General features: G+C 35.0%; 6 protein-coding genes and 2 tRNA genes. 4 read left to right on the forward strand and 4 right to left on the reverse strand.

Annotation, left to right across the window (positions count from 1 at the left end; translation table 11 throughout):
* Positions 1–241: 241 nt before the first annotated feature.
* The 4 genes from C6H18_RS06845 to gatA all read right to left on the reverse strand — a co-directional run bounded on the left by C6H18_RS06845 (position 242) and on the right by gatA (position 3254).
* Positions 242–318 (reverse strand) — tRNA-His (locus tag C6H18_RS06845).
* A 5-nt stretch (positions 319–323) separates the two neighbouring features.
* Positions 324–401: transfer RNA gene (locus C6H18_RS06850), tRNA-Pro, on the reverse strand.
* 51 nt (positions 402–452) lie between these two features.
* The gene (gene guaB, locus C6H18_RS06855) at positions 453–1904 is read right to left on the reverse strand and encodes an IMP dehydrogenase (protein WP_104722367.1); all 1452 of its coding nucleotides are present in this window, start codon (positions 1902–1904) and stop codon (positions 453–455) included.
* 9 nt (positions 1905–1913) lie between these two features.
* Complete coding sequence (gatA, locus tag C6H18_RS06860) at positions 1914–3254, reverse strand: Asp-tRNA(Asn)/Glu-tRNA(Gln) amidotransferase subunit GatA (protein ID WP_233704093.1); 1341 nt, start codon at positions 3252–3254, stop codon at positions 1914–1916.
* 122 nt (positions 3255–3376) lie between these two features.
* Between gatA and hemJ the strand changes: the two genes are divergently transcribed.
* Genes hemJ through C6H18_RS09540 form a run of 4 tightly spaced genes read left to right on the forward strand, consistent with a single transcriptional unit; the run spans position 3377 to position 7912 of the window.
* On the forward strand, positions 3377–3808 hold the full coding sequence (gene hemJ, locus C6H18_RS06865) for a protoporphyrinogen oxidase HemJ (RefSeq protein WP_104722369.1): 432 nt from the start codon (positions 3377–3379) through the stop codon (positions 3806–3808).
* A 6-nt stretch (positions 3809–3814) separates the two neighbouring features.
* The gene (gene argH / locus C6H18_RS06870) at positions 3815–5218 is read left to right on the forward strand and encodes an argininosuccinate lyase (protein ID WP_104722370.1); all 1404 of its coding nucleotides are present in this window, start codon (positions 3815–3817) and stop codon (positions 5216–5218) included.
* A 2-nt stretch (positions 5219–5220) separates the two neighbouring features.
* Positions 5221–5961: a bifunctional demethylmenaquinone methyltransferase/2-methoxy-6-polyprenyl-1,4-benzoquinol methylase UbiE gene (gene ubiE / locus C6H18_RS06875; protein ID WP_104722371.1), complete on the forward strand. Its 741-nt coding sequence runs from the start codon at positions 5221–5223 to the stop codon at positions 5959–5961.
* Complete coding sequence (locus C6H18_RS09540; RefSeq protein ID WP_199770161.1) at positions 5951–7912, forward strand: hypothetical protein; 1962 nt, start codon at positions 5951–5953, stop codon at positions 7910–7912. The genes ubiE and C6H18_RS09540 overlap by 11 nt, the downstream gene beginning before the upstream one ends.
* Positions 7913–7955: the final 43 nt, after the last annotated feature.

Here is a 7955-nt window from a genome sequence, read left to right on the forward strand (position 1 = left end):
ACTTTAGATTGGGTTTTGTTGTGTTTCATCTGTTGTTTTGTTAGGGGATTACTTTAGGGTTCAAGCATTAAAGAAAGGAGAATTTTAAGGGAGAGTTTGGATTAATAATTATATAGCTACCTTCATTATTTCAAATAAATCCGCAAATATTAAGGTTTATTGCAACTTTTATCGGTGGAAGAAACTTACATATCATAGGTAATCTTATTTTACTAAGTAGTTAATGAAGAAAAAGTATTGATGGGGTGGGCGATGGGAATCGAACCCACGACCCTCAGGACCACAATCTGATGCTCTAACCAACTGAGCTACGCCCACCAAAATGGTCGGGGCGAAAGGATTCGAACCTTCGACCCCTTGGTCCCAAACCAAGTGCGCTAACCAGACTGCGCCACGCCCCGACACAAGGCTAGAATTATAGTCTTTTCAAAAATTTTTGTCAAGATTTTATTTCAATGATTAATATGATAATTTGGAGCTTCCTTGGTGATTAATACATCGTGAACATGGGATTCTCTTAATCCGCTTTGTGTAATCTCTACAAATTCTGCTCTCTCCCAAAGTGTAGGAATGTCTTTAGCCCCCAAATACCCCATTGATGAACGCAAACCACCAACCATCTGATGGACTACATCCGCAATTTTACCCCTATAAGGAACCCTCCCCTCAATCCCCTCAGGAACAAATTTCTCTTGTGCCATTCCTTCTTGAAAATACCTATCTGCACTCCCCTTATTCATAGCACCCAAACTCCCCATTCCACGATAACTTTTATATTGTCTTCCTTGATAAATGATAGTCTCGCCCGGTGATTCCTCTGTTCCTGCTAACATACTCCCTATCATCACGCTACTAGCACCTGCTGCAAGAGCCTTAGCAATATCACCAGAATATTTAACCCCCCCATCAGCAATTAAAGGAATCCCCACATTATGACAAATCTTTGCAACATCGGCAATAGCAGTAATTTGTGGAACACCCACACCCGCTACAATACGCGTCGTGCAAATACTTCCTGGACCAATCCCTACTTTCACGCCATCTGCTCCCGCTCCAATTAATGCCTCTGCGCCCTCACTTGTAGCAACATTACCTGCGATAATATCGACATTAAGATGTTTTTTAATCTCTTTAATAGTTTCTAAAATTCCTTTGCTATGCCCATGTGCTGAATCTAAAACCAAAATATCTACACCTGCTTCTACTAATGCCTTTGCCCTATCATATTGATGCACCCCAATAGCAGCACCAACCCTCAAACGCCCAAAATTATCTTTATTAGCATAAGGATATTCGATACGTTTTTGTATATCTTTAATCGTAATCAATCCCTTTAAAATCCCTTTTTCATTGACAATAGGTAATTTTTCAATTTTGTGCTTATTCATAATATTTCTTGCTTCTTCTAAGCTAGTCCCCACCTGTGCTGTGATAAGTGGAGCTTTAGTCATCACCTCTTTAACAAGACGTTTCAAATCTGATTCAAAACGCATATCACGATTAGTAAGTATCCCAATCAAACCTCCATTATCATCAACAACAGGAACACCCGAAATTTTATAATTATCTGTAATAGCCCTTGCTTCCATTAAAGTCGATTCTGGACTAATAAAGATTGGATCTATAATCACTCCACTTTCACTTTTTTTTACCTTTTTTATTTGTGTAACTTGTGAATTTATATCCATATTTTTATGGATAATTCCAATGCCTCCAAGTCTCGCCATTGCAATAGCCGTCCTATATTCTGTAACGGTATCCATAGCCGCAGAGATTAAAGGAGCATTTAAAGTGATATTCCGACTTAGTTGTGATTGCAAAGAAACTTCTTTAGGGAGAATTTCAGAATATGCAGGAACCAACAAAACATCTTCAAAAGTTAAAGCCTTAGCTCGGATTCTCATTTTTACTCCCTATTTTAATGAATTTTCTAAATTTAACGCCAAATCTAATAATTCCTGCTCTGTAAAGGCAGAACCTATAAACTGCATTCCAATGGGTAACCCCTCATCCTTAGATACCGGAAGCGAAATAGCGGGTAGCCCAGCTAGATTAACACCAATAGTATAAATATCCTCTAAATACATCTGCAAGGGGGTTTTACAATCATCAAAGCCAAAGGCTACACTAGGAGAAACTGGAGAGAGTATCGCATCACAATCTTGCAAAATAGCCTGATACTCCCTTGTAATAAGTGTCCTTGCTTTTTGTGCTTTAAGATAATAAGCATCATAATACCCACTGCTTAGCACAAAAGAACCTAATAAGATTCTCCGTTTAACCTCATCTCCAAAACCATTAGAACGCGTTTTTAAATACAAATCTTTTAAATTTTGCACTTCTTTAGCTCTATTACCATACCGCACCCCATCAAATCTTGCAAGGTTAGAACTCGCCTCTGCAGTGCAAATCACATAATAAGCAGAAAGCATATAGCTAGTATCAATCATTTCTTTTTCTATAATCTTATGCCCATTCTTGCTTAAAATATCAATACTTTTTTGATAAGCATCTTGCACATTCGTATCAGCATCTTTTAGCAAAGAAGGCACAATAGTAACTGACATTTTTCTATTGGGATTAAGGTTTTGGTAAGTTTGACTAGGCTCTTTAGGGATAGAAGTGGAATCTAATCTATCATATCCTGCAATACAATCAAATAAAATCGCACTATCCCTGACATTTTGAGTAATAGGTCCTATTTGGTCCAAACTAGAACTATAAGCAATCAATCCATATCGGCTAACCCTCCCATAAGTGGGCTTTAATCCTACACAACCACAAAAACTAGCGGGTTGTCTAATGCTTCCCCCTGTATCACTACCTAAAGCTGCAAGAGCAATCCCTCCAGCCACTGCAGCGGCACTTCCTCCACTGCTTCCACCGGGAGTTTTGTTGGGATTGTTGGGGTTAAGGGTCTTACCATAAAAACTACTAGCACTTGTGCTACCCATAGCAAATTCATCCATATTCGTGCGTCCAAAAGGGGCTAATTTGTGCTTTAAAAGATTTTCTACCACACTAGCATTATAAGGAGCAATATAACCTTGTAAGATATTACTAGCACAAGTGATATTCCATCCTTTTACATTAATATTATCCTTAATAGCAATGGGTAAAAAATCCTCTTGACAGTCTTCAACTTCCCCAATATAAGCGTTTAAATTACTAGCTTGTATTTTTTCTTTTAAGGTTTTTTTTAGTTCTTTAATTGCTTCTTTGTCAAACTTCAACGCCTCTTCTAAAGTAGGAATCCTCATCAATTTCTCCCAAATCTTCAATCTAATCTCGCAATTATAATAAAATTAGTTAATAAAGTGGTTAATCCCTTTATTTTTTGATACAATTTTATCTTTTTACTTCAATAGGAGATTTAATGCTATATTTTTATATAAAAATTTTTCATATTCTTTCTTTTGTTGCTTGGATGGCTATGCTTTTTTATCTCCCACGACTTTTTGTTTATCATTCAGAACATAAAGACAATAAAGGTTTTTGTGATATAGTGAAGATTCAACAAAAAAAACTTTTTAATTTTATTGGTTATCCTGCAATCATTTGCACTTTACTCTCTGGTATTGGAATGATAGCTTTAGAACCTACATTACTAAAAGGAAGTGGCTGGTTACACGCTAAAATTCTTGTTGTCGCTCTTTTAGTTGCTTATCATTTTAACTTATACCGCTATATGGTAGCCTTAAGAGAAGATAGAGACACGCATACAGGAAAATTCTTTAGAATCCTTAATGAATTCCCTAGTATTGCCCTTATTGTCATCACTATTTTAGTTATCCTTAAACCCTTTTAATAAAATATGAAAAATAATAAATTATGGGGAGGTAGGTTTCAAAAAAAAGCCGCAGAGTTATTAGATGTATTTAATGCCTCACTCCCTTTTGATAAAAGGCTCTATAAGCAAGATATATTAGGCTCAAAAATCCACGCAAAAATGCTTGCTAAATGTGAAATCTTAACCAATGATGAAATGCAAAGTATTTGTGCGGGTTTAGAACAAATCCAACAAGAAATAGAAAAAGATAGCTTTATTTTCACACTTGATGATGAAGATATTCATATGGCAATAGAAAAAAGACTTACTCAAATCATAGGAGAAACAGGCAAAAAACTCCATACCGCTAGAAGCAGGAATGATCAAGTAGCCCTTGATTTTAGGCTGTTTGTCTTAGATTGCAACAAAACTCTCCGCTCTTTATGCCTTGAACTCATCCACACACTTCTAAATATCGCACAAGATCATACGAAAACTATTTTACCGGGCTTTACGCATCTTCAACACGCACAACCGATAAATTTTGGCTTTTTAATATGTGCTTATATTTGTATGTTTATACGCGACTTTGAACGTTTAGAATCTTCTTTTAAGCGCAACAACTACTGCCCTTTAGGTGCAGCAGCATTAGCTGGAACTCCTTATTCCACAGATAGATTCTACACAGCCAAAGCTTTAGGCTTCATCGCTCCCACACTTAATGCTACCGATACCGTAAGTGATAGAGACTTTGCGCTAGATTTTCTCTATGATTGTTCCCTTATTGCTATGCATATTTCAAGATTTGCAGAAGAGCTTGTATTGTGGAGTAGCTATGAGTTTAAATTTATTACCCTAAGTGATGCTTATTCTACGGGAAGTTCCATAATGCCCCAAAAAAAGAATCCCGATGTCCCTGAACTCTTAAGAGGAAAAAGTGGCAGGGTTTTTGGCAATCTTTTTGCCCTATTAACCGTTATGAAAGGATTGCCTCTTGCTTACAACAAAGATACTCAAGAGGATAAAGAGGGCGTTTTTGATACCTTTGATACCCTAGAGCTCTCCTTAAAAATCCTCAATGACTTATTAAAAACTATGAAAGTCCATACGGACAATATGTTAAAAGCGTGTAAAAAAGGGCATTTAAGCGCAACTGATTTGGCAGATTTTTTAGTAACAAATTGCAATATTCCCTTTAGAGAGGCTCATCATATCACAGGCGAAGCTGTAGCCTATGCAGAAAGTATTGGCAAAGACTTAAGTGAGCTTAGCATAGAAGATCTTTGTTCAATCAACCCAAAAATCCCAAAACAAGCCCACAAGGCATTGGATTTGTTTGCCTCAATGGAGGCTAGAAACTCTTATGGGGGGACTTCACAACAAGCTACTTTAACACAAATCCAAAGCCTACAAGCTTGGTTTCAAACCGCTAAAGCCTCAATGGAATGACAATGGCAGATAAGCAACAAGAAATTATTGCAATGTTTGATGAAATAGCACAAAGTTATGATTTAGCTAATCGTGTTATGAGTTGTGGGATTGATATTGCTTGGAGGAAAAAGGCTTGCAATTTAGCTTTTTCTAATCTTCCTAAACAAAATTTAGATTCCTTGCATATCGCAGATATTGCTTGTGGGACAGGGGATATGATTATCAATTGGCAAAAAAACGCCCAAAAAAACTCCATTAATATTCAAGAAATAAGAGGTTTAGATCCTAGTGCGGAAATGCTAAAAATCGCACAAAAAAAGCTTCCCTCTATTCCCTTTACCCAATGTGAAGCAACGGCTTTGCCCCTAGAAAATGAAAGCTTTGATATTGTATCCATAGCGTATGGAATCCGTAATGTAGTTGAGCGCAAAAAAGCCTTCAGAGAATTTATTAGAGTATTAAAAAAGGGCGGAATCTTAGTAATCTTGGAATTCACCAAATGCCACAACCCCAATTCTTTAGAGAAATTAATGAGCTTTTATACTAAAAACATTTTACCCTTTATTGGCGGTATTATCTCTAAAAACTATCGAGCTTATCGGTATTTACCAGATTCTATTGAAGAATTTTTAACCAAAGAAAAGTTGCTTTTAGAATTAGAAGAGGTAGGATTTACACCTCTTTACACTAAAGCATTTTCTGCAAATGTTTGCACACTCTTTGTGCTTAAAAAGAAGGAGACTAAACCCAATGCTATTTAAGGATATTGACCTAAAAAATATCGCCAAAGAATTAAAAGAAATTGACAAAGACACTTTTGTGATGGATTTACAATCTATTTATGAAATAGATTGCTTAAGGATTAATGAAAGAAATTTAACACTTAGTATCTCTTGCGATGGGGTTTTTTGGGAGTCATTAGAGGCTAAAGAAAATCTCTATAATCTTAAAGCAAGGTATATAAAGATTACTTTGCAAACTTCCAAAAAGCCTAAAATAGAGGTTTTAATAAGGAAATATCCCGGGATATTCTTAATGGCATTAGCTGCAGGATGGGGCGATAGGATGATTGCACTTTTAAATGCAATGTATCTAGCCAAACATACAGGATTTAAATTTGGCTTTGCCTGGAGGATGCTTAACAATTCTTGGAGTTTTTCAGAATCCAATAAAAATCAAGCTATCATTATAGAGAATGAAACACAAATATTTCAACAAAACTTTATTGACAATCACTCCTATACTCAACAACCAAATATTGTCTATAGCCAATACGCAGGTCTCTATGCACTACCTAGAAAGGATAATATAGAAGATTACAAACAAAAACCATTTTACCACGACTTTGGTTATTATATCCTGCATTATAACTTAGGTGTGCATATCAAAAACATTCCTCAAGATTTTAGGAAAGAATATAAAACACTATGGCAAGAAATTGGCTTTACCCCATCTATTAAAAATCTACTCCATCAGGCAGATTCCATATTTGAAAAGAATTTCAAAGATAAACCCACACTTGCTATTCATATTCGTTTGGGAGATATTGTTTATGGTAGCTCCAGAAGTGTGTTTATTTGTGGTATGTATAAAGAAAAAGCTATGCCAATAGAAATAGCCTATGAACTTATTGTAAAAAACAGAGATAAAAACATCCTTCTTTTTAGTGATAATCCTTTAGTTTTAGAGAAATTATCTAAACATTTTTTAGAAGTTTATGGATACAAGATTTATTTAACCAAAGATTTATTACCCCAAACATTATCAAAATCTCAAATTGATTTATTTGAAATTCAGCTAATGTCGCATTGTCAAACTATTTATTCCACATCAGGATTTGCTAGACTTGCAAGCCTCATAGGCAATGCTAAAGAATCAGAGAATTGGGCAAATCTTTTTAGCTCTGAAGAAATTATCAATATTTTTCATAAAAACCAAGATAAGATAGATTTAGATCCTCTATGCAAAGCTTATTCACTATTTTGCCAATTTATCTTTTCTAGGAATTTAGGAGAATCTGCTAAGAATTTAATAGCAATATTACAAAAAGCTCACAATCTAGACCCTCATAATAACCTTTACATAGCATTACTCATAGAATCCCTATTCTCACAAAATCTCCAAGAAGCACTGAAAGAATTAGACAAACATATATGCAAGGATTTTATAGGCTTTCTTAATCATCCCTTCATCAAATTCCACGCACCTATTCCAAATACATCATTAATAGCCAATATCTACCAAAAAGCAAACAATCATTCTCTTTTAGAAAACACTATTACTGCCTCCTCCCGCCTTAAATCTCACCTAGCTTATAAACTAGGAGAGGCAATGATAGATAATTCTAAAAGTCTTTTAGGATATATAAGAATGCCTTATGTGTTATCTTATATTAAAGATAAACACAATAAAGAACAAAAACAATACCAAGAAAAAATAAAAAAGAATCCTAAATTAAAACTTCCTCCTTTAGAATCTTATTCTGATTATAAAGAATCTTTAAAAATAAAAACAACTCTTTCTTATAAGTTAGGAGAAGCATTAATAAAGGCTTATAAACAAAACTTCTTTAAATTTCCTCTTCCCTTTATAGCAAATAATACTAATTATAATGGGGGGGGGGGCATATTATGGTTTTATTTAATAGAATCTAAGAGGATAGTAAGAGAGTGGAGAGGGAGAAAGGATACTTTTTCCTATTTTAAAAGATAAATGTTTTTTAGATGACTAGATTCTTTTTATTTGGGGTCGTAAA

It is taken from the genome of Helicobacter mesocricetorum (genome assembly GCF_900198605.1).
GTDB lineage: Bacteria > Campylobacterota > Campylobacteria > Campylobacterales > Helicobacteraceae > Helicobacter_D > Helicobacter_D mesocricetorum.

Bases quoted from the DNA above. Each gene is read 5' to 3' on its own strand.
- ubiE (WP_104722371.1), top strand. From the start codon at position 5,221: ATGGCAGATAAGCAACAAGAAATTATTGCAATGTTTGATGAAATAGCA.
- argH (WP_104722370.1), top strand. From the start codon at position 3,815: ATGAAAAATAATAAATTATGGGGAGGTAGGTTTCAAAAAAAAGCCGCA.
- hemJ (WP_104722369.1), top strand. From the start codon at position 3,377: ATGCTATATTTTTATATAAAAATTTTTCATATTCTTTCTTTTGTTGCT.
- guaB (WP_104722367.1), bottom strand. From the start codon at position 1,904: ATGAGAATCCGAGCTAAGGCTTTAACTTTTGAAGATGTTTTGTTGGTT.
- C6H18_RS09540 (WP_199770161.1), top strand. From the start codon at position 5,951: ATGCTATTTAAGGATATTGACCTAAAAAATATCGCCAAAGAATTAAAA.